This is a genomic window from Rhizobium sp. F40D2 (assembly GCF_051810745.2).
Taxonomy (GTDB): domain Bacteria; phylum Pseudomonadota; class Alphaproteobacteria; order Rhizobiales; family Rhizobiaceae; genus Rhizobium.
On record NZ_CM131436.1, the window covers coordinates 2,746,177 to 2,767,647 of the forward strand.

Below are 21,471 nucleotides of genomic sequence, written 5' to 3' on the forward strand. Positions count from 1 at the left end.
AAACCCCGCCTTTTTCTGTCCACCGGTTCCGTGCGACTGGCCAGGCCCTTTATGCGGTCGATCGGAGCCGAGCGCTTCGAAGACGTCGGCGACCGCCACGGTGCGTGCTTTGATGGGGATTGCGTCGCCGGACAGGCCTTAGGATAGCCGGTTCCGGCCCATTTTTCATGATAGCCTGCAGTTCTGACGGGTCGAAGGGCTTGGCCAAAAAAATTCGTGGCGCCGGCCTCCAGCGCTTCGAGCCGAACCGACCGTTTTGCCTGCGACGTGAACCGCGCCCGGAGCGCGACGAAACGGGCAGCCGCGACGCTTCCAGGGGCGGGTCAGAGGAAATTCGCTCTGACATCAGAGACGAAAGCGCCGGGCAAAAACGGCCAGTCGAGACACTGGTGAAAAAACCAGCACGTTTCCAACCAGCACGGCGCAGAGCCCGAGAGCTGCCAATGGGCCGAGCTGATAATCTTCGAGAAACATCGAAATCGTCAGGGCAACGATGGGAAAGAGGACGGTCATGTAAGCGGCTTTGGCTGCTCCCAGCCGGTTAACGACGGTGAGATAGGTAGTAAAGCCGATAACGGAGCCGAAAATCGCGAGATAAAGGAGAGAGCCGACATAGGACGCTGAAGGATCGAAGGTAAATTCGACACCCCGAATGGCGGCGAATGCCGAGACGATGCCCGCACCATAGAGCATTCCATATGCGTTTACCGAAACCACCGACAGTCCGTGCTTCCTGTTGCGCACGGACACGAGGTTGCCGACCGAAAAGAACCATGTTCCGAGGAGGGCAAGCATCACACCGATCACAATGTTGCGGTCGAATGCGGCGGCGGCAGCTTCATTCCAAAAAAGGCAGACAATGCCGGCAACGCCGAAGGCCGCACCCACGAGAATGCGCGCCGACGGCCTTTGGCCAAATGCGACCATGCCATTGGCAAGATTGAAGATTGTCGCAGCTGAAAAGATCACTGAAACAATGCCGCTCGGTACCAAGGTTTCGGCGATATAGAAGCAAAGAAAATTACAGGAAAAGAGACAGATCGACTGCAGGACCACATAGGGATGATGACGCAAGGGAATGGGCTGAAGCCTCTTCGCAACCGTCAGACCTACGAATAATATCGCGCCGGCAAGGGCGAAGCGGTAGGCGATCGACGCTTCAATCGGAACGACGCCAAGCTGGTTCTTGATGGCGATCCAGGTGGTGCCCCAGATCAAGACGGTTAAAGCATAGCAGAGGCCGGTCATGGTCTTTCACTCCGTCAATGACAATGGGAGGATCGATATCGAGCCGAACAACCAGGTCTATGCCGCAGACCGTGGAGACATTATATATTCTTGGGTTTTTTGCTTTTGGCCCTATTGATCGGCTGCGCCGTCCCATTCAAACTCGTGAGACAAGGCCGCGATGGATCATGGAACAGCAACACCGTCTGACAGTCAAAGAAGCGCTCTCAAGATCCGGCGCTTGCCTGCAGCGCGCCGGCTCGATCGACCGGGGGCTGTCGCTTGCGGAGTGGACCAACAGCGCGGGACAAGCGTTCTATGAGCGCCCCGATCACCACACGCTGAGCATCTATCTTGACGGCGGCGAAAGGGTCATTCGGGAGGATAAGCGGCTATCGGGCGGAGCACCGGGCAAGCTTTGCCTATTGCCGGCCGAACACAAAAGCCAATGGCATATCGGCGGGCCGTTGAGGATGTTTCATCTTTACGTCGATCCCGAGCTCCTCGCTTATGAGGCGCTGACGTCGTTCGACATTGACCCGAGACATATCGATCTGATGGATCTGACGTTTTGCGATGATCCGGCGATGGCAATGATTGTCCGGGGAGGGGTTTTGCCTCTGAACTGGCAAGAAAAGAGCGACCGCATCGCCCTTGATGCGGTTTGTAAGCTTCTCATTCATCGCATCTTGAAATCGCACAATCGGCGGGCGCGGCAGGAGGCCGTGCGCGGAGGGCTTTCACCCTCAGTGCGTCGCCGTACTGCCGATTACATCGACGCCAATCTCGAACAGGCGCTGACTCTTGATCGGCTGGCACGGGAAGCCGGCTTGAGCACCTTTCATTTTGCCAAGATGTTTCGCCTCAGCTTCGGAATGCCTCCACATCGCTACGTGGCGGCGCGGCGGATCGAGCAGGCAGAAAGGCTCCTTCGCAACCGCGAAAACAGCCTTGCAGCCGTTGCCTCCGCCTGCGGCTTCGGTTCACAAAGCCATTTTTCCAAGGCGTTTAAAGCCACCACCGGCGTGCCGCCAGGGGAGTGGCGAAGCCTGCCGTGAGACCAGGCTCCCGCTAGCGAGAGTCGTTGTCTGACATCCACGGAGAAATGAGAGGCCTCGAATGGCGGGGGATTGTCAGCAGGCGCTGTTGCCGCGCTTTGGCTCGCATCCGCATCCGCTTCCTATATCGTCGGTTGGGATATCGTCATCGATTGCGGCGCTTCGGCGTGATCATCGATACCGGCGACAATACACCGCCGAAAAAATCCCGCCGGCGATATCGCCGGGCGGTTAGTGCGGTCTTTCATCGAAATGCAGAATCCCTTTAGCTTTCTGTTTTAACGTAAGAGCGCTTCGCGCTTTGCCTGGAATTGCTCTTAGTCCGCCTGCAGGAAATCGCCGGCGCGTGATAGGCCCAGCCATGACGCTTCGAGGGGCAAAGGCCGGATGCCGCCAGCAGTTCAGCCAGGCGGACGGCTGCATCGATGCCGTCGATGACGGGAATGCCGAACTCCTGCTGCAGCGCCGCGGCCAGATCCGCCATGCTGGCCGGATCGTATCCGAGCGAAGCTCGTCTGCCGATCGCGACATGCGGATTGCCTTAGATGCGGTGCGTGAAGGTTGCGCCAGCCCCAACTGTTAATTGCTGTCCTTGCCGCGGGACGAAACCGAGCCGGCGGATATCAACTCTGGAAGGCCGTCGATATCGAGTGTGCGCATGCAAGGGAACCCAGATTTGGATCTCCCTCTTTCAAGCTGCTGATGTCGCTTAGCTCTGGCTCTGGCTTTGCATCTGGCCGCCGTCCTCGACCTTCACGGTCACCGACAGCGTTTCACCCGGCGTGCCGATGCGCATGCCCGAGATCGGCGCGGCGTCGCGGTAGCAGAGGCCGGAGGCGACGCGGACATAACGCACATCCGGGCAGATCTCGTTGGCGGGATCGAAACCGACCCAGCCGAGGCCGGGAATATGGGCTTCGGCCCAGGCATGAGTTGCCGCCTGCTCGACCTTTTCCTCCATCATCAGATAGCCCGAGACATAACGCGCCGGCACCTGCAGGGCGCGGGCGGCGGCAATGAAGATATGCGCATGGTCCTGGCAGACGCCGCTCTTCTTTTCCAGCGCCTGTTCGGCCGTCGTCGCGGTGTTGCTGGTGCCGGGCTTATAGTCGACCGTCTCATGGATGGCCGCCATCAGCGCATGCATGCGGGCAAGCTCGTTATCGCCAGCGACGCCCTTTATGAGCTCCCTGACCAGCTTGCCGCACTTGGTCAGCGGCGTTTCGCGCAGGAAGAGCCAAAGCGGGCAGAAGCCGGTATGCGGGCCGGTGACGCCGTTATTATCAGCCGTTTCGATCTCGCCCTCGGCCAAGATGCGCGTCATGTGCTGCGCGCCTTCCAGCGACACCAGGTTGACGTGATTGCCGTACTGGTCGTCATATTCCACCTCGGGCTTGGCGCCCTCGACGTTCAGTGACCAGCAGAGCACCTTCTGGGCAGCCGTTGTCGGCGGCGTCAGCCTGAGGCGCTGCAGCGAGAACTGCGCCGGTTCGTCGTAGCGGTATTCGGTGAGGTGGCTGATTTTCAGTCTCATGTTCTGATCCGCTTAAACGTAGAACCGATAGCCGTCGGAAATTTCCGCGCCGAGCTGGTTGTTGCGCGAGACGAAATCCTCCAGGAACTCGTGCAGGCCCTGATCCATGATGTCGCGGATCGCCCGCGTCTGCAGCGTGGTGCGGATCGCATCGGCCGTATCGTGGGCGGGCAGCCGCTCCTCGTAATCCTGAGCGAGATAGCCGAGATTGCTGACGATCTTCTCGTAACAATAAGCCAGAGAACGCGGCATTTGGACATTGAGCGTCAGGAAGTCGGCGATGTTCATCGCCCGGTATTCGCCATCATAGGCCCAGCTATAGGCGCGGTGGGCGGAGACCGAGCGCAGGATCGATTCCCACTGCACGTTGTCGAGCGAGGAGCCGACGGCCGAGACCGAGGGCAGCAGCACGTAATATTTCACGTCGAGGATGCGGCTGGTATTGTCGGCCCGCTCGATGAAGGTGCCGATGCGGGCGAAATTATAGAGTTCGTTGCGCAACGTCGAGCCATGGAAGGCGCCGCGGATGAGACCGGCGCGGCGCTTGATGGCGTCGATCACTTCAGGCATTTCGGCCGGCTTGACGCGCCTTTCGAGCAGCGACTTCAGGTCGATCCAGCATTCGTTGGTCGCTTCCCAGGTCTCTCGCGTCAGCGCGGTGCGCACCATACGGGCATTGTTGCGGCCGGACTCGATGCAGGACATCACGCTCGACGGGTTGGCCCGATCGCGCAGGAGATAGTCGATCGCATCGGCATTGGTCAGCTTCGTGTGGCCCTCGTCATAGGCTTCGCGAACACCGGCACTTTGCAGCACGCCGTCCCAGTTGTCGTCGCCGGCGCTGCTGCGGGTCAGCGACATGCGCAGCCCGGCATCGACCAGGCGGGCGATATTTTCGGCTCGCTCGATGTAACGGAACATCCAGTAGAGGCCGTTTGCGGTTCTTCCGAGCATCAGTCCTCCAATACCCAGGTGTCTTTGGTGCCGCCGCCCTGGCTGGAATTGACCACCAGCGAGCCCTGCTTCAACGCGACGCGGGTGAGCCCGCCCGGAATGATCTGAACCTTGTCCGACACAAGAACATAGGGGCGCAGGTCGACATGGCGCGGCGCAATGCCCTTGTTGACGAGGATCGGCACGGTGGAGAGCGACAGCGTCGGCTGAGCGATGTAGTTGTTCGGCTTGGCCTTCAGCTTTTCGGCGAAATCGGCGCGCTCCTTCTTCGATGCCGTCGGTCCCACAAGCATGCCGTAGCCGCCGGAGCCGTGCACTTCCTTGACGACCAATTCCTCGAGGTGCTCCAGCACGTATTTCAGGCTTGATGCTTCCGAACAGCGCCAGGTCGGCACGTTCTCGAGCAGCGCCTTGCTGCCGGTGTAGAATTCAACGATCTCCGGCATATAGGAATAGATCGCCTTGTCGTCGCAAATGCCGGTGCCGGGCGCGTTGGCGATGGTGATATTGCCGGAGCGGTAGACATCCATGATGCCGGGAATGCCGAGTGCGGAATCGGCCCGGAAGGTCAGCGGATCGAGGAAGTCGTCGTCGACGCGGCGGTAGAGCACGTCGATCGCCTCGTAACCACGGGTCGTCCGCATCTTCACCTTGCCATCGATGACGCGCAGATCCGAACCCTCGACCAGTTCGACACCCATCATGTCGGCGAGGAAGGAATGCTCGTAATAGGCCGAATTGTAGATGCCGGGGGTCAGCACCGCGACGCGCGGCTTGCCGCTGCAGCCGGGAGGCGCGAGCGAAGCAAGGCTCTGGCGCAAGAGATAGGGATAATCTTCGACGCGCTGCACCTTGTTCTCATGGAAGAGTTCCGGGAACATCTGCATCATGGTTTCCCGGTTTTCCAGCATGTAGCTGACACCGGAAGGCGTGCGGGCATTATCCTCCAGCACGTAGAACTGATCCTCGCCGGTGCGCACGATGTCGGTGCCGACGATATGGGTGTAGACGCCGCCGGGCGGGCGGAAGCCGATCATCTCGGGGATGAAGGTGACGTTGTTCTCGATCAGCTCGCGCGGGACGCGGCCGGCACGGATGATCTCCTGCTTGTGGTAGATATCGTCGAGAAAGGCGTTGAGCGCGATCACCCGCTGCTCGATGCCCTGGGCGAGCTTGCGCCATTCGCGGGCGGAGATGATACGGGGAATGATGTCGAAGGGGATGAGCTTTTCGGAACTATCGGCATGGCCGTAAACCGCGAAAGTGATGCCGGTCTTCCGGAAGATGTTTTCCGCATCGCGGGATTTGGCAATCAGATGCGACCGGTCTTGGCTGTTGTACCACTCAAAATATTTTTCATAAGGCGGGCGAGGACTTTCGTCCCCGGTAATCATTTCATCAAATGCCAAAGGTACGTGCTCCCCTTTTTTGTTCATTTGAATACAACGCAAATTGCAATGCAAGAACCATGCGCAGTTCGAGGAAAAGATTTTGCGTTGCGGGAAACAGGGGGAATCTGGGCGGTGGAAGCGAGGTGGCGGATGGTAGTTCTGCAAAGGCTGCCTAAAATGTGAGCAGGTGATGGTTTTTCGTTCGGCGGATATGCGGAGGCGCGGCCTTGCCGCACACTCCCTCATCAAGTCAGTTCGACCGAGGTGCCGGCATTGTTTGGTTCAGTTGGTGGATGGCATTCGAGAACCGGCTCTGCGCTGTGAATAGCTCTTTGTGCCCGCCCTCCCTCCGTCATGCTCGGCCTTGAGCCGAGCATCCACACGGCATCCACCGGCGTCGTGGGATGGATCCTCGGCTCAAGGCCGAGGATGACGGAGAGTGGGGTTGGCTTTCCAGCCAAACTCCCTCGGAAGTACTCGGCGTTTCAGATGCTTCATCAGGCCGGCACTCACCCACCCTCCTGTGCCTTTCACAGGAATCCAGTGCGCCCAAGTCCTTGGGCGCGGGAGACTTTCTTGCCGTAGAGTCATTCACCGCGCTGACGCGCGGTGGCTGGATTCCTGTGACAGGCACAGGAATGAAGATGGGTGGGAGGCGTAGGCGATTCCTTGCTGCGGCGGTATGGTGTGGATCTGTCGATAGGCTTGTCCATCAAATTGGATTATCGTCGGCCAGCCCTGTCCTCTCACCATCAGCGAAATTTCAAATAAGCATCAACGCTTCGCCTTTGACTGTGACCGCCGGATGCAGCTATCAGCGCGGCGAAACCTTATTTCCGAGCAGCCCCATGTCCCTCGATCGCTTCGCACCCGCCGTTTTCGTCCTGCTCTGGTCCACGGGCTGGGTGGTGGCGAAATATGCCTCGCTGCATTCCGAGCCCTTCACCTTTCTTTCGATACGTTACGGGCTGTCGGCCTTGGCGTTCCTCGCCTTTTGCCTGGTGACCAAAGCGCAATGGCCGACAAGCCGAGCGACGTGGCTGCGTGCAGTCTATTCCGGCTTTTTTCTGCATGGGTTTTATCTGGCCGGCCTGTGGTGGGCGATCGCCAATGGGGTGCCGGCCGGCATATCTGGGATCATCGCGGCGCTGCAGCCGCTGTTGACAGCGATGGCCGCTCCCTTCCTGGTCGGCGAGCGGTTGCAGCAGACGCAGAAGCTCGGCCTTGCCTTCGGCTTCATCGGCATTGCCATCGCCATTTCGCCGAAGCTCCTCGATCCGGCGACAGCTGATCTTACGCATGCTGCCCTGCCGCTTGCGATCAACCTCATCGCCATGGGGTCGGTCACCTACGGCACGCTCTATCAGAAGAAACACCTGCAATCTGGCGACCTCAGATCCATCGCGACGCTGCAATATGTCGGGGCGCTGCTTCTTACCCTGCCGCTTTCGCTGATCTTCGAGCATCAGCATTTCGACGGCACCGCGCAGGCCTATGGCGCGCTCGTCTGGTCGGTCTTCGGCCTGTCGATGGGCGGCGTCGGGCTGCTGCTTTATCTGATCCGCCGGGGGCAGGTCTCCCGCGCCGCCTCGCTGATCTATCTGATGCCGCCAGCCGTTGCTTTCGAAGCCTTCATCGCTTTCGGAGAGCCGCTGACCGTGCCGTTGATTGCGGGTACAGTGATCGTGGTTGTCGGCGTCTATCTAACGAACCGCCGGGCGGTCGAAGGCCAGACGCTGGCGGAAGCATAAATAGCAAAAGGCCGGGTTTCCCCGGCCTTTCTAGTTTGTCATCGATCGATGCTTAGGCGCGTTCGCGACGCTGGCCGCCGCCATTGCGGGAGCCGGAGCCGCCGCGGCGGTTGCCGCCATTGCCCTCGCGGCGCGGTTCGCTGCCCTGGGCCTGCTGCGGGCCGCGGTCTTCGCCGTGCTTGCGGGCCGGGCGGCCGTGGGCGTGGCGGTTATTGCCGCGGTGATGACCGCTCGGCTCGCCATTGGCAGGACCGGCATGGGCTGGACGCTGCGGCTTTGCCGAGGGGCGGAAGTCGGAGGTCGAGACCAGATCGTTGTCGGGGCCGAGATTGGGGGTGGCTTCGCCGCGGCGCTGGCCGCGGAAATCCTCGTTGCGGCTCGCGTGTTCGGGACGCGGACGGCGCTCGCGGCGCTCCTCGCCACCGGCGCGGACTTCGCTGCCTTCGCCTTCACGGCGCGGGCGGCGTTCCTGGCGGCTGCCGCGATGCTCTGAGCGGTTCTGATCGCCACGGCCTTCGCCGCGACCCTGGCCTTCGCGACCCTGGCCGCCACCGCGATTGCGGTTGTTGCCATTGCCGTTGCCGCGGCGCGGGCCGGCATTGCTGATATTGGCCGGCGCTTCGCCGCTTGCGACCTTGATGTCGATGCCCATCAGGCGCTCGATATCACGCAGCAGCTTGGCCTCGTCCGGGGCGCAGAAGGCAATCGCGATGCCGTCGCGGCCGGCGCGCGCCGTGCGGCCGATGCGATGGACATAGGCGTCGGGCACTTCGGGCAAGTCGTAGTTGTAGACATGGCTGACGGCCGGGATGTCGATGCCGCGGGCGGCAACGTCGGTGGCGATCAGCGTCTTGATGCTGCCGTCGCGGAAGGCCTTCAGCGCCCGCTCGCGCTGGCCCTGGCTCTTGTTGCCGTGGATCGAGGCGACGGAATAACCGATATTGTCGAGATGCTTCATCAGCTTCTCCGCACCATGCTTGGTGCGCAGGAAGACGATGGCGCGGCCATCGGGGTTTTCGGTCAGCGACTTGCGCAGCAGTTCCGTCTTGTCGTTCTTGCCGGCGACGAAATGGACATACTGCTCGACCTTGTCGGCAGCCTTGCCGGGCGGGGTGACTTCGACCTTGACCGGATCGACGAGATATTCGCCGGCGAGATCGGCGATTGTCTTCGGCATGGTGGCGGAAAACAGCATGGTCTGGCGCTTCTTCGGCACCAGCTTGGCGATCTTGCGCAGATCGTGCACGAAGCCGAGGTCGAGCATCTGATCGGCTTCGTCGAGCACGAGATAACGCACCGTGGTCAGGGTGATGGCGCGGCGATTGACGAGATCGAGCAGGCGGCCTGGCGTCGCGACCAGGACATCGGTGCCCTTTTCGAGCTGCAACTGCTGCTTGTTGATCGAGACGCCGCCGACGACGACGTTGACGCGCAGGTGCGACTTACGGATGAACTTCTTCAGATTGTCGGCGATCTGGTTCACCAGTTCACGGGTCGGCGCCAGGATCAGCGTCCGCGTCGTGCGATTGTCGGGGCGGCGCTCGTCGGCAAGCAATTTTTCGATGAGCGGCAGGCCGAAGGCGGCGGTCTTGCCGGTGCCGGTCTGCGCAAGGCCGATTAGGTCGCGGCCTTCAAGAAGGAGGGGGATGGCCTGTTCCTGAATGGGCGTCGGCGTTTCGATGCCGAGCTGGAACAAGGTGGCGACGATCGGCTTGGAGACACCAAGCGATTCAAAATTAGTCAAGGCATAACCTTTCGGGGCGCCACAACGACTATCGCCGGAACGCACCATGCGATCCGGTTTCATTCTGGCGTCAAGAACCCCGCGTGAAGTGGGAACTTGTGAGTTGGAAAAAGCTTTCCAGCGCTTCTGGCCGCGGATGGGAGTGCGGCGCTCTATCGAAATGCGCTTTTGTCCCTTCTTCCTGCGTCCGTATTTTCTAGCAGGGGCACGCTCACGCGGCGGCCGGAAGGGTGAAAGCTGCGCTGCATTTGGGCTAGTTCGCTGACAAAGTCAAGTGCAGTGCACAAGAAAGCCGCCGGTGGAACTTAGTCGGGCATGACGAGCAAGAAGCTTTGCGATGCGCTTTCCGCGCCGTTGACGAGGATGGCGATGCGGTGTTCGCCGGGGTAATAGCGCCGGGTGGTGATCGGCCGCATGGCGTGGCGGCGCTCGATTGTGTGGCTTTGGCCGGGCGCGAGCATGATCGTCTTGCATTTGAAGACCTTGGGCGAGAGCGAGCCGTCGGCCTTCACGTGGTGGATGGCGTAGTCGATCATCAGCGATTGCGCGGTCTCGCCGGCATTATTGACCCGGATTTCGAAATCCAACCCTTCGCCGAAGGCGACCTCGCCGTTCAAGAGGCGCAGTTTGCATGTCAGCGCGGTCGCCGCGCCGAAGCCGAAATTGGCGAGCGCTTGCGCATGACCCTTCTTCAGGAGCGTGCGCGAGGCATGTTTCAGCAGACGGCGCCGTTCAAGCGATGCCGTCTCGATGTGGCCGGCGATGAAGGTTGCGATCAGATCCGGGTGATCCTTGGCGATGTCGTTGAGGCTGTTGGCGACGGAGCGGCGGACATAATCCTCCGGATCGTCGATCAATGCAGTCAGGATCGGCAGGATCGGCGCTGGGTCCTTCACAAGCTGCGGCAGGCGCATGGCCCAGGGCAGGCGCGGTCGCGTTCCTTCGCTCGCCAACCGGCGCACATGCTGATCAGGGTCGCCGACCCAGGCTGAGATAATGGCGAGCGCGCGCTGCTGGTCGCGGTGGATGAATTGTCGGATGCCGAATTCGGCGGTGAAATGCGGCGTCAGCGCCTTCAGCAGATCGAGGCCGAGATCGAAATGATCCGGGCCGCGGGCCGCGATGAACTGGTTGACAGGCAGCAGCATCCAGCCGCGCAGTCCCGGATTGCCTGACGCAGGCAGGCTTGCCTTCAGGATTGCGGCGGCCTTCGTAAAATCATCGGGAAGCGTGGCATACAGCGCGTCGCGGATCAGAGCCGAGCGCTCCATCAGCTCCAGCGCACCGAGGCCATTGGTCGCCAGCGCCACGAAACGGCTCCTGTCGAAGGCGGGCGCATTGGCAGCGATGCGATCGGCCATGTCGCCGACCAGCGTCTCATGCAGCAGGTTCTTGAGCGGTTCCGGCATGCTGATCCTCCCTCTGGGAGGATTGGACTGGCGCCGCCGGGAGGTCAAGCGGCGCCGGGTGTGGTTTTCTATTCCGGGCAGACTTGGACGCGGTGTGGTTCGCCCCAGCGATCGCGCCGCCATTCGATGTGACAATAGGACGGGCGGTAATAGGTTCGGTAGACGGGATAGGGTCGATACACAGGATAGGCCGGATAAACCGGGTAGGCGGGGCGGGCAGCCTCGGACAGCAGGGCGCCGCCGACGACGCCGGCGGCAAGGCCGCCCCAGAAGGCATCGCGTGGACGGGCATCGGCGGTGGTGGCGGTGGCGAGTGAGGCGCCGGCAAGGGTCAGCGCGATCAGGCCCGTCGCCATGGTCTTATGAAGAGCGGACATGCTATTTTCCTTGATCTAGACTGGCTTCCATAAAGCCGTGTTCAGATTCCGCCCGCATCGCGGCGCCGCGATGGCCGTGCAAGCGTCTCCCGCATTAAATTTTCGTCATGATTTCAACGACGGTCGAAGCGGTAAGGGAATGAGCGAGCGGTGAGGATTGCGCGCCGGGGCGCCAATGCGCGGCGGCTCGGCTTGATGAGCCGACTGTAAAAATCCGCTGCTGAAATTTATGGTTAAAACCTTGTTAAAAGCCTTGGCGTTATAGTCTTTGTAGTTGATATTTCATTCATTGCGGGAGCGACAATTTCTTGAAATCAGCCGGGGACATATTGGAATTGGCTTGCCGCCGGATCGCCGATCTGGACACCCCGGCCTATGTCAAGAACAGCGAACTGCGCTATGTCGCCGTCAACGAGGCCTATGCCGATTTCCTCGGCCGCGAGATTTCCGATTTCATCGGCAGACGCAGCCGCGAGCTGTTCGACCGTCCCGAGGAAGAGGAGCGCGAGGATAGGGAACGCCGCGCGCTGGTGTTCGGCACCGAGGAAAACGCCATCTGTTTCGATGCCGCCGGCCTCGGCCACGAGCGCATCCAGATCGAAAGTTTTTCGCCGTCGCCGGAGCGAGCCTACGTGCTCGGCATTTTCGAAGTGCGCGAAGCGCCGCGGCGCGCGGTGAACGATAGAGGGGCTGCCGGCAACGCCGGCGCTGCGGCGGATTTTGCCCGTGTGCGCGAGGCGCTGGAAAAGCTCGACCACCCGATCGGCATCTTTGCCGAGGACGGGCGACCGCTGGTCGTCAACGCCGCCTACCGCAACGGCGCAAAGCCGGCTGCTCAGAGCGATACGGGCTGGCACGAGAGCGTCAACGAACGCGATCTGCTGCGCACCATCATGGAGGACCTGCCGGTCGCGGTTTTCGTGCGCGACGATAAACATCGCCTCGTCTATGCCAATCAATATTACGAGAGCTTCAGCGGCTATGAACGCTCTCAGGTGCTGGGGATGACCGAGCACGAGATGTTCGGGCCGGAGGGTGGAGAGGCGATCTACCAGGAAAACCGCCTTGCGCTGGAAGATGGCTTGTCGAAGGAGATCGAAAGTCAGATGCCGGGTAGGGATGGCCGCATTCATCCGCTGATCTCGCGGGTCAACCGCGTCGTGACGGCGGATGGGCGCACCTATGTCGTCGGCTCCTTTTCCGATATCGCGCCGCTCAAGGAGCGGGAGGCGGCGCTGATCGAGGCGAAGAAGCAGGAAGAGGTGCTGCATCGGGATATCGAGAGCATCCTGCGCTCGCTGCCGATCGGCGTGCTGATTCTCGATAACGACCACCGGATTCTCTCCGCCAACGACGAATTCTACAGCATCTGGGAGCTGCCGCTCGACGATCCTTTCGACGGCCGTCATTTCGTCGACGTCATCCGCCGCAACAACGAGCTCGGCCGCTACGACGGCACGCAGACGCCGGAAGAGATCTACGCCTTCCGCAAGCACCTGTTCGAGACCGATGAACCGGAACCGATCGAGCTCGGTTGGGCGGGCGGAAAATCCGTCATCTTCGACAGCCGCCGCATCTCCAACGACCGCATCCTGCTCACCTATGCCGACATCTCGGCGGTGCGCGAGCGGGAAAAGGAAATCCACGAGACCCGTGCCGCGCTGGAGCGGGTCGGCGAAATGATGCGCGACGCGACGCATGCGATGTCGCAGGGTCTTGCCATCGTCCAGGACGGCATCATCAAGATGTCCAACGAGGCGATGGCCGATATCCTGCAGATTCCGTCCGCCTATATCGAGGCCGGGCAGGGCTGGCTCGGCATGTTCGAATTCTGCGCGGCGCGCGGCGATTTTCATGATGCGGCGGACGAGATCCTGCAGGGCTGGCGCGCCAATATTGCCGCCAGGCAGCCGATTTCCACCGTCTTCCATGTCGGCGGCGAGCGCTGGGTGAACATGGACGCGATGGTCAGCGAGGGACAGCATTGGGTGGCGCTGTTTACCGACGTTACCGAGCTGAAGAGCCGCGAGGAGGAACTGCGTCATCTCTTATCGCGCGCCGAAGCCGCCGACCGCGCCAAATCCGAATTCCTCGCCAATATGAGCCACGAAATCCGCACGCCGATGAACGGCGTGCTTGGGATGGCGGAGCTGCTTGCCAAGACCAATCTCGATACGCGCCAGAAGACCTTCGTCGACATCATCGTCAAATCGGGCAATGCGCTGCTGACGATCATCAACGACATCCTCGATTTCTCGAAAATCGATGCCGGGCAGATGAAACTGCGCAGAGCCGCCTTCGACATCACCGAAGCGGTGGAGGATGTGGCTACACTGCTCTCCTCTCACGCGGCCGAGAAGAATATCGAACTGTTGGTGCGCGCCGCACCCGATCTGCCCGCCGCCGTGATCGGCGATGCCGGGCGCTTCCGGCAGATCGTCACCAATCTCGTCGGCAATGCGGTCAAGTTTACCGAGCGTGGCCATGTCTTCGTCGACGTCGGCTTCGAGGCGGCCGGGGGCGGCGAGATCATGGCGAGCATCCGCATCGAGGATACCGGTATCGGCATCCCGGCCGAAAAGCTCGAATCGGTCTTCGACAAGTTCTCGCAGGTCGACGCTTCTTCGACCCGGCGGCATGAGGGAACGGGTCTCGGCCTTGCGATCACCGCCGGCCTTGTCGATCTCTTCGGCGGCTATCTCAATGTCGAGAGCGAATGGGGCAAGGGCTCGGTCTTCACCGTCAACCTGCCGTTTGCGGTGGCGGCCGCCCGGCTCGAGCCGAAGCCGCTGCCGATCAATGTGCAGGGTGCGCGCATCCTTGTCGTCGACGACAATGACGTGAACCGGCGCATCCTGACCGAGCAGCTGTCGCTCTGGGGCTTCGACGGCGTGGCGGCCGAAGGCGGCGGCACCGGTCTGGCGATCCTGGAGGCGGCGGCCGATCTCGGCATCACCGTCGATGCGGTGGTGCTCGACTATCACATGCCGGATATGAACGGCGCCGATGTCGCGCGCCGGCTGCGTGCCGATCACCGCTTCGTCGAGCTGCCGATCATCTTCCTCACATCGATGGATATTTCGGGCACGGAAAAGGAATTCGCGGCGCTGAACGGCCACGCGCATCTGATGAAGCCGGCGCGCGCGAATTTGCTGCGCAACACCGTCGTCGAAGTGGTGCGCGCCAGCCGCGTCAAGCAGGCTTCAGAGGCTGAGTTCGCCCGGCTGCGGGCGGAAGCGGCCGCACCTGTACCGGCGCCTGCGCCCGTGCCGCAGCAGCGGGCGGCGGAATTCGTCGACGTGCTCGTCGCCGAGGACAACGAGGTCAACCAGATCGTCTTTACGCAGATCCTGCAGGGAACCGGCCTATCCTTCCTCGTCGTCGACAACGGCGAGGAGGCGGTCGCCGCCTGGGAGCGGCATACGCCGCGCATCATCATGATGGACGTGTCGATGCCCGTCATGAACGGCCATCAGGCGACCCAGACGATCCGCGAAAGGGAAAAGGGGCAGGGCCACCGCGTGCCGATCATCGGCGTCACCGCCCATGCGCTGGAAAGCGATCGCGAGCTCTGCCTCGACGCCGGCATGGACGACTACATGTCGAAGCCGATCAGCCCGGAATTGCTGGAAGAGAAAATCCGGCAGTGGCTCCGCAAGGACGATCGGCAACCGGAACGCACCAGCTACTGATCTCAGTGCGTGTCGGGCGTCTTGATGCCGCAGAGCATTTCGCGTTTGCCGGCGAAGCCCTGGCGGCGTTCGACGGCAAAACCTGCCGCGATGAGATTGCGGCGGACGAAGCCCGCCGCCGCATAGGTGGCGAAGGTGCCGCCGGGCGTGGTCTTTTCGTGGACGCGCCTCATCAGTTCCTCCGACCACATGTCGCCGTTGCGCGACGGGGCGAAGCCGTCGAGATACCAGGCGTCGAAGCCGGACTTTGCGGCTGCGACGCCGTCGAGTGCTGCGCCGCAGACGACGCTGAGCCTCGTCCGGTCGTCGAGGTCGAGCGAGACGGTACCGGCAGGCGTTTGCGGCCAGGACGCCGTCAGCGCCCGGCGTTCGGCATCGATCTCCGGCCAGTGCGAGAGCGCCCGATCGATCTCCTCGCCGCGCATCGGGTGGAGTTCGAAGGAGATGAAATGCAGTCGCTGACCGGCCGCGCGGTGCTGCTTCCATTGCCGCCAGGTCTCGGCGAAGTTCAGGCCGGTGCCGAAGCCGAGTTCGCCGATCACGAATTCCTGCCGCCCGTCCCAGCGCTCCGGCAGGCCGTTGCCGGCGAGGAAGACGTGGCCGCATTCCAGCCGCCCATCGGTTTGGCAATAAAAATGATCGCCAAAGGCGGTGGAATAAGGCATATCGCCGTCGCGCCATTCGAGCGGCTGCGGCGCGCCCGCGCCAATCTGATCGGGGTTAACGTCTGTCATGGAAAAAGCCGATAATCCTCGGCCGGTCTCAGGTCAATCGTCCTGCCAATTGCTGATCGTCGGCGGTGGCATCATGGGTCTCTGGGCGGCCGTCCATGCCGAGCGGCGCGGCATCGATACGATCATCGCCGACGCCGGCAGGTTGGGCGCAGGCGCAAGCGGCGGCCTGCTCGGCGCGCTGATGCCGCATATGCCGGATCGGTGGTCTAAGAAGAAGCAATTCCAGTTCGATGCGCTGGTGTCGCTCGAGGCCGAGATCGCCACGCTCGAAGCGGCGACCGGGCTTTCGGCCGGTTATCGCCGTTCGGGACGGCTGATCCCGCTGCCGAAGCCGCATCTCGAAAAAATCGCGCGCCGCCATTGTGAGGACGCCGAGCGCCATTGGCAGGCTGGCGAGCGCAGCTTCCACTGGCATGTGCTCGCCGGCCCGCCGGTCGGTGGCTGGATCGAGGCCACTGCCGGCGAGAGCGGCTTCGTGCACGACACGCTCGCTGCCCGCGTTGCGCCCCGCTCGCTGATTGCAGCGCTCGTCGCTTTCCTGCGGCGGGCCAAACATGTGCGTATCCTTGAGTATGCAATGGTTGCCGGCCTTGATCCGGATCGCGGCACGGCCGCTATAGGCGGCGAAAATATCGCTTTCAATCACTGCATCCTGGCTGCCGGCCATCAGTCCTTTCCGTTGCTGCAGGGCCTGACGCCCGGGTTGAAACACTGGCTTGGCCAGCCGGTCAAGGGACAGGCGGCGCTGTTGAAAGCCGATATCGACCCGGGACTGCCGACGATCTTCCTCGACGGGCTCTATATCGTCGCGCATGAGGGCGGCCATGCGGCGATCGGCAGCACCAGCGAAAACCGTTTCGACGATCCCGCTTCAACCGATGCCCAGCTCGACGCGCTGATCGAGATGGCGCGAGAAATCGTGCCGATCCTTGGCGACGCGCCCGTTGTCGAACGTTGGGCCGGGCTTCGTCCGAAGGCGATCGATCGCGATCCGATGATCGGCCGCCATCCCGATCACCCGTGCCTGATCGCGCTGACCGGCGGCTTCAAGGTCAGCTTCGGTCTCGCGCACCGGCTGGCGGAGGCGGCGATATGTATTGCAGGCGATACAGACTGTGGATTTTTGCTGCCGGAAAGCTTCGCGATATCTAGCCATATCGCAGCCGCTTCACGTTAAACGTGAATTCGGCGTCGCTTCGTTTCGTTATTCTGTCATGCAAATCACCTATCTGCTTGCGCATCGACAGCGCCTGAAATCACCGGCGCTCCTCTTCCTGATGGAGGAAATCGCATGCGCTATGCCATTTGCTTCACGCCTCCGGCGAGCGACCCGCTATCGCTCATGGCCGCCCATTGGCTTGGCCGAAACGTGTTTTCAGGTGAGATGCTGGAGCCTCCGGCAGTTCGTGGCCTCGGCATTCATGAAATTGCCTTTTATACGGCCGTGCCACGGCGCTATGGTTTTCACGGCCTTTTGAAGGCGCCGTTCCACCTGCGTCCGGAGCTGTCCGAATCGCAACTCCTGCGCGACCTCATGCGTTTTTCCGGGACGGTCCTTCCCTTCCAGATTCCGCGTCTCGAAGTCGCCCGGCTCGGCAACTTCTACAGCCTGCTGCCGAGTGTTCCCTGCGAGCAGATCCAATATCTCGCTTCGGCGATCGTGCAGGAATTCGACCGTTTCCGCGCGCCGCTGAGCGAGGCCGATATCGAACGCAGCGATCCGGACGGGCTGTCGGCGGCGCAATTCGCCAACCTGCATCGCTGGGGCAATCCCTATGTGATGGAAGAGTTCCGCTTCCATATGCCGGTCACCGGCCCGGTCAACGCGATCGACATGCCGCGCATCGAGCCGGCGGTGCGGGCGATTTTCGAGCCCGTGCTCAGCGAACCGGTCGTGGTTTCGAACGTGGCGCTGATGATCGAAGAGGGCACGGGCGGTCCTTTCCGCGTTCATTCTCTGCACCCGATGGGCAAGGTCAGCGCGCGCAAGATCGCCTGACATGCGGTAAGCTAACCTATTGAGTGGAAAGGATAAAAATCCGCTGCGCAGTTTCCGTCTCGACATTCCGGCTGCGGATGCTACCGTTCTTCGTCTTTTCAGAAGGTGATTTGATGGTATCCGAGACTTATCCGCGCAATCTCGTCGGCTACGGGCGTCAGACGCCCGATCCGAAATGGCCTGAAGAGGCACGCGTCGCCGTGCAGTTCGTCATCAATTACGAGGAGGGCGGCGAAAGCTCGATCCTCGACGGCGATCCGGCGTCCGAAAACCTGCTGTCGGAGATCGTCGGCGCGGCGGCTTGGCCGGGGCAGCGCAATCTCAATATGGAATCGATCTACGAATATGGTTCGCGCGCCGGTTTCTGGCGCCTTTGGCGGATGTTCACCGATCTCAAGGTGCAAGCGACCGTCTACGGCGTGACGCTGGCGATGGCACGCAACCCCGAGGCCGTCGCGGCGATGAAGGAAGCCGGGTGGGAGATCGCCAGCCACGGTTACCGCTGGCTGGAATATAAGGATTTTCCGGAAGATCTCGAACGCAAGCATATTCTCGAAGCCGTGCGCCTGCACACCGAACTGACCGGCGAGCGGCCCTACGGCATGTATCAGGGCAAGCCCTCGGACAATACGCTACGGCTGGTGCAGGAGGAGGGCGGTTTTCTCTATTCCTCCGATTCCTATGCCGACGACCTGCCTTTCTGGGTCAAGGGCATCGACGGGAAGCCCTTCCTGATCATTCCCTATACGCTCGAAACCAACGACATGCGTTTTGCGACGCTGCAGGGTTTCAATACCGGCGATCAGTTCTTCACCTACCTCAAGGATGCCTTCGATACGCTCTATGAGGAAGGCAAGGCGGGCAGCCCGAAGATGATGTCGGTCGGCCTGCATTGCCGTCTCGTCGGACGTCCCGGCCGGGCGGCAGCGCTGAAGCGATTCATCGAATATGTATTGAAGCACGACAAGGTGTGGATTCCGCGCCGCATCGAGATTGCCGAGCACTGGCACAAGCATCATCAGCCGGACGCGATCTGATGCTGTCGCGCGAGGATTTCGTTTCCCGCTTCGGCGGCGTCTTCGAACATTCGCCTTTCATCGCCGAGCGCGCCTATGATGCCGGCAGCATGACCGAGCCGCTGACGGCATCAGGCGTGCATGCTGCGCTTGCGGCGGTCTTCCGCGCGGCAAGCCGGGAGGAACGTCTCGGCGTGCTCCGAGCCCACCCCGATCTTGCCGGGCGTCTTGCCATATCGGGCGAACTCACCGAGGACAGCCGCAAGGAGCAGTCCGGTGCCGGTCTCGACCGGCTGAACCCTGCCGAGCACGCCCGCTTCACCGAACTCAATTCGGCCTATGTCGAAAAATATGGCTTTCCCTTCATCATCGCCGTCAAAGGACTCGGCAAGGAGGATATCCTGGAAGCTTTCGAAACACGGATCGGCAACGGCCGGGACGAAGAATTTTCGACCGCGACTGCGCAGGTCGAAAAGATCGCGCTGCTGCGCCTAACCTCGATGCTGCCGGAGGCGGAATGAAGGAGAGGCGTGCCATCGACTATCTCAATGACATGCAAAAGGCGGCATCCGAAGCGCTGTCCTTCATTGGCGGAATGGATGAGGCGGCCTTCGCCGAGGACCAGCTCACTTTCAAGGCCGTGGCCTTCTGCCACTTCACCATAGGTGCCGCGGCATCCCGTCTGCTGGTGTCGCATCCCGAATTTGCCACCGAGCATCCCAGCCTGCCGTGGACGAAAATCTGCGGCACGGGCAATCGCATCCTCGACGATGTCTTCGATCTCGATCCCTCGGACATCTGGGAGGAGACTTATCGAACGCTGCCGGAGCTTCTTCGCGAGATCGATGCCGTCCGCAACTGGCATGCCCAAGGTGAGTGAGGCGATGCCCGAATTTCTCGACATTCGCCCGCTCACCAGCGCCGCCTTCGCTCCCTTCGGCGAGGTCATCGAAGCCGATCCGGCCTCGATGCGGCTCATCAATGGGGGCACGACAGAACGGTTTCACGCGTTGGCCGCAGCGGAGGCGGTTGGCGAGGGCGCGCGCGTCATCATCAATCTTTTTCGCGGCCAGCCGCGCAGCTTCCCCTATGGCGTCGACATGATGGAGCGCCATCCTTTCGGCAGCCAGAGTTTCTCGCCGGTTTCCGGGCGTGCTTTTCTCGTCGTCGTCTCCAAGGATGAGAGCGGACTCCCGGGCAGGCCGCAGGTGTTTCTGGCGCGCGGGGACCAGGGCGTGAACTACCGCCGCAACGTCTGGCATCATCCGCTGATGGCGCTTGGCGAGGTCTCCGATTTCCTGGTCGTCGACCGCGACGGGCCGGGCAACAATCTGGAGGAATTCTTCTTCGAAACCCCCTACATTATCAAAGAGCCAGCCCTATGACCGGACTGACCACACATGTTCTCGATACCGCCCTTGGCAAGCCGGCCGAACGGCTGAGGATCGATCTTTTCCAGCTCGACGGCGAGATCCGCAGACATCTGAAGACGGTCGAGACCAATGCCGACGGCCGAGTCGACGGCGGCCCCATCCTTGCCGGCGAAAATTTCCGGGCCGGCACCTATGAACTGGTCTTCCACGCCGGCGATTATCTGAGGGCCTGCGGCACGCCGCTGCCGCACCCGGCCTTCCTCGATCTCGTGCCGATCCGCTTCGGCATTGCCGATGTCACGGCGCATTACCATGTGCCGCTGCTGATCTCACCCTACGGTTATTCCACCTACCGAGGCAGTTAGAAATGAAGTTCGCCGCGATCGCCGACATCCACGGCAACCATCTGGCGCTCGAGGCGGTGCTTGCGGATATTCGCGCTGAAGGCATCGAGGAGATCGTCAATCTTGGCGATTTGTTCAGCGGCCCGCTGGAGGCCGGCCGGACGGCGGATCTGCTGATGCCACTCGGCCTGACCTCGGTGCGCGGCAATCACGACCGCTATCTGATCGAGCGGGATCCGGTCTCGATGCATCGCTCGGATGCCTCAGCCTATCGGCAATTGACGCCATCCCACCTCGATTGGCTGCGCAGCCTGCCATTCGATACCGTCTTTCGCGGCGAGGCCTATCTCTGCCATGCGACGCCGAAGGACGACAATCTCTATTGGCTGGAATCGGTCTCGCCGGAAGGCTTCGTCTTCCCGAAGCCGATCGAAGCGATCGAGGCGCTGGCCGAGGGCATCGACCTGCCGCTGATCCTTTGCGGCCACAGCCATATCCCGCGCGCCGTCCGCCTCTCCGACGGACGGCTGATCGTCAATCCGGGCAGCATCGGCTGCCCCGCCTATGACGACGTGCTGCCTTATTACCACAAGGTCGAAGCCGGCCACCCGCTGGCGAGCTACGCTATTTTGGAAAAGACGGCGGACGGATGGATATGGCAGTTCCGAACCGTCGCCTACGACCATATGGCAATGTCGGCACTGGCCGCCGAAAGGGGCCGTGCCGACTGGGCGAGTGCATTGGCGACGGGTTGGGTGAGATAGCCCGGACCCGCCTAAAGCGCGGCGCGATCCTTCAGATCGCTCCTCGCGCTTTAGCTCTTTGTTTTTGAGCATGTCGTTGCGGCAAAAGCACTTCGCGCTTTGCC

The 21,471-nt window shown here is 61.7% G+C and carries 20 protein-coding genes and 1 pseudogene; 11 read left to right on the forward strand and 10 right to left on the reverse strand.

Annotated elements, in window-relative coordinates; translation table 11 throughout:
* Nucleotides 1-28: 28 nt before the first annotated feature.
* A pseudogene (locus ACS4RS_RS13100) lies at nt 29-179 on the reverse strand (HD-GYP domain-containing protein); the annotation flags it as partial.
* A gap of 166 nt (nt 180-345) precedes the next feature.
* Nucleotides 346-1,248, reverse strand: a complete 903-nt coding sequence (locus ACS4RS_RS13105) for an EamA family transporter (protein WP_439010639.1) — start codon at nt 1,246-1,248, stop codon at nt 346-348.
* A gap of 59 nt (nt 1,249-1,307) precedes the next feature.
* Between ACS4RS_RS13105 and ACS4RS_RS13110 the strand changes: the two genes are divergently transcribed.
* Entirely contained in the window at nt 1,308-2,285 is a 978-nt protein-coding gene (locus ACS4RS_RS13110) for a helix-turn-helix domain-containing protein (protein ID WP_439010638.1), read from the forward strand.
* A 265-nt stretch (nt 2,286-2,550) separates the two neighbouring features.
* Here the strand turns inward: ACS4RS_RS13110 and ACS4RS_RS13115 are convergent, their stop codons facing one another.
* From ACS4RS_RS13115 to ACS4RS_RS13130, 4 genes are all read right to left on the reverse strand, one after another.
* On the reverse strand, nt 2,551-2,769 hold the full coding sequence (locus ACS4RS_RS13115; protein ID WP_439010637.1) for a hypothetical protein: 219 nt from the start codon (nt 2,767-2,769) through the stop codon (nt 2,551-2,553).
* A gap of 225 nt (nt 2,770-2,994) precedes the next feature.
* Nucleotides 2,995-3,819 carry a transglutaminase family protein gene (locus tag ACS4RS_RS13120; RefSeq protein WP_439010636.1) on the reverse strand — a complete coding sequence of 275 codons (825 nt, stop codon included), beginning with the start codon at nt 3,817-3,819 and terminating at the stop codon, nt 2,995-2,997.
* Between the two features lie 12 nt (nt 3,820-3,831).
* Nucleotides 3,832-4,773: an alpha-E domain-containing protein gene (locus ACS4RS_RS13125; RefSeq protein ID WP_439010635.1), complete on the reverse strand. Its 942-nt coding sequence runs from the start codon at nt 4,771-4,773 to the stop codon at nt 3,832-3,834.
* Nucleotides 4,773-6,182, reverse strand: coding sequence for a circularly permuted type 2 ATP-grasp protein (locus ACS4RS_RS13130; RefSeq protein ID WP_003592875.1), 1,410 nt, complete (start codon nt 6,180-6,182; stop codon nt 4,773-4,775). Before ACS4RS_RS13130 ends, ACS4RS_RS13125 begins: the two co-directional genes overlap by 1 nt.
* Nucleotides 6,183-7,012: 830 nt before the next feature.
* Here ACS4RS_RS13130 and ACS4RS_RS13135 point away from each other — a divergent pair.
* Nucleotides 7,013-7,915: an EamA family transporter gene (locus ACS4RS_RS13135; protein WP_439010634.1), complete on the forward strand. Its 903-nt coding sequence runs from the start codon at nt 7,013-7,015 to the stop codon at nt 7,913-7,915.
* A gap of 52 nt (nt 7,916-7,967) precedes the next feature.
* Here ACS4RS_RS13135 and ACS4RS_RS13140 read toward each other — a convergent pair whose 3' ends face one another.
* From ACS4RS_RS13140 to ACS4RS_RS13150, 3 genes are all read right to left on the reverse strand, one after another.
* Entirely contained in the window at nt 7,968-9,707 is a 1,740-nt protein-coding gene (locus tag ACS4RS_RS13140) for a DEAD/DEAH box helicase (protein ID WP_439011832.1), read from the reverse strand.
* A gap of 257 nt (nt 9,708-9,964) precedes the next feature.
* Complete coding sequence (locus tag ACS4RS_RS13145; RefSeq protein ID WP_439010633.1) at nt 9,965-11,068, reverse strand: DNA alkylation repair protein; 1,104 nt, start codon at nt 11,066-11,068, stop codon at nt 9,965-9,967.
* Between the two features lie 68 nt (nt 11,069-11,136).
* Nucleotides 11,137-11,445, reverse strand: coding sequence for a hypothetical protein (locus ACS4RS_RS13150; RefSeq protein WP_439010632.1), 309 nt, complete (start codon nt 11,443-11,445; stop codon nt 11,137-11,139).
* 308 nt (nt 11,446-11,753) lie between these two features.
* Here ACS4RS_RS13150 and ACS4RS_RS13155 point away from each other — a divergent pair, with 308 nt between their 5' ends.
* Nucleotides 11,754-15,137, forward strand: coding sequence for a response regulator (locus ACS4RS_RS13155; protein WP_439010631.1), 3,384 nt, complete (start codon nt 11,754-11,756; stop codon nt 15,135-15,137).
* A 2-nt stretch (nt 15,138-15,139) separates the two neighbouring features.
* Here the strand turns inward: ACS4RS_RS13155 and mnmD are convergent, their stop codons facing one another.
* Nucleotides 15,140-15,871, reverse strand: coding sequence for a tRNA (5-methylaminomethyl-2-thiouridine)(34)-methyltransferase MnmD (gene mnmD / locus ACS4RS_RS13160; protein ID WP_439010630.1), 732 nt, complete (start codon nt 15,869-15,871; stop codon nt 15,140-15,142).
* On the opposite strand from mnmD, the gene ACS4RS_RS13165 reads away from it, so the two are divergent.
* The 8 genes from ACS4RS_RS13165 to ACS4RS_RS13200 all read left to right on the forward strand — a co-directional run bounded on the left by ACS4RS_RS13165 (nt 15,870) and on the right by ACS4RS_RS13200 (nt 21,367).
* Nucleotides 15,870-17,048: an FAD-dependent oxidoreductase gene (locus tag ACS4RS_RS13165; RefSeq protein WP_439010629.1), complete on the forward strand. Its 1,179-nt coding sequence runs from the start codon at nt 15,870-15,872 to the stop codon at nt 17,046-17,048. The two genes, mnmD and ACS4RS_RS13165, sit on opposite strands and share 2 nt — an antisense overlap.
* Nucleotides 17,049-17,162: 114 nt before the next feature.
* Nucleotides 17,163-17,870 (forward strand): DUF1045 domain-containing protein, encoded by a 708-nt coding sequence (locus tag ACS4RS_RS13170; protein ID WP_439010628.1) that lies wholly within the window; start codon nt 17,163-17,165, stop codon nt 17,868-17,870.
* A 113-nt stretch (nt 17,871-17,983) separates the two neighbouring features.
* Nucleotides 17,984-18,907: an allantoinase PuuE gene (gene puuE, locus ACS4RS_RS13175; RefSeq protein ID WP_439010627.1), complete on the forward strand. Its 924-nt coding sequence runs from the start codon at nt 17,984-17,986 to the stop codon at nt 18,905-18,907.
* Nucleotides 18,907-19,407, forward strand: coding sequence for a 2-oxo-4-hydroxy-4-carboxy-5-ureidoimidazoline decarboxylase (gene uraD, locus ACS4RS_RS13180; protein ID WP_439010626.1), 501 nt, complete (start codon nt 18,907-18,909; stop codon nt 19,405-19,407). The genes puuE and uraD overlap by 1 nt, the downstream gene beginning before the upstream one ends.
* On the forward strand, nt 19,404-19,766 hold the full coding sequence (locus ACS4RS_RS13185) for a HepT-like ribonuclease domain-containing protein (protein WP_439010625.1): 363 nt from the start codon (nt 19,404-19,406) through the stop codon (nt 19,764-19,766). Before uraD ends, ACS4RS_RS13185 begins: the two co-directional genes overlap by 4 nt.
* A gap of 4 nt (nt 19,767-19,770) precedes the next feature.
* On the forward strand, nt 19,771-20,271 hold the full coding sequence (locus ACS4RS_RS13190) for an ureidoglycolate lyase (protein ID WP_439010624.1): 501 nt from the start codon (nt 19,771-19,773) through the stop codon (nt 20,269-20,271).
* Complete coding sequence (uraH, locus tag ACS4RS_RS13195; protein ID WP_179611771.1) at nt 20,268-20,624, forward strand: hydroxyisourate hydrolase; 357 nt, start codon at nt 20,268-20,270, stop codon at nt 20,622-20,624. Before ACS4RS_RS13190 ends, uraH begins: the two co-directional genes overlap by 4 nt.
* A 2-nt stretch (nt 20,625-20,626) precedes the next feature.
* Nucleotides 20,627-21,367, forward strand: a complete 741-nt coding sequence (locus tag ACS4RS_RS13200) for a metallophosphoesterase family protein (RefSeq protein WP_439010623.1) — start codon at nt 20,627-20,629, stop codon at nt 21,365-21,367.
* Nucleotides 21,368-21,471 lie beyond the last annotated feature (104 nt).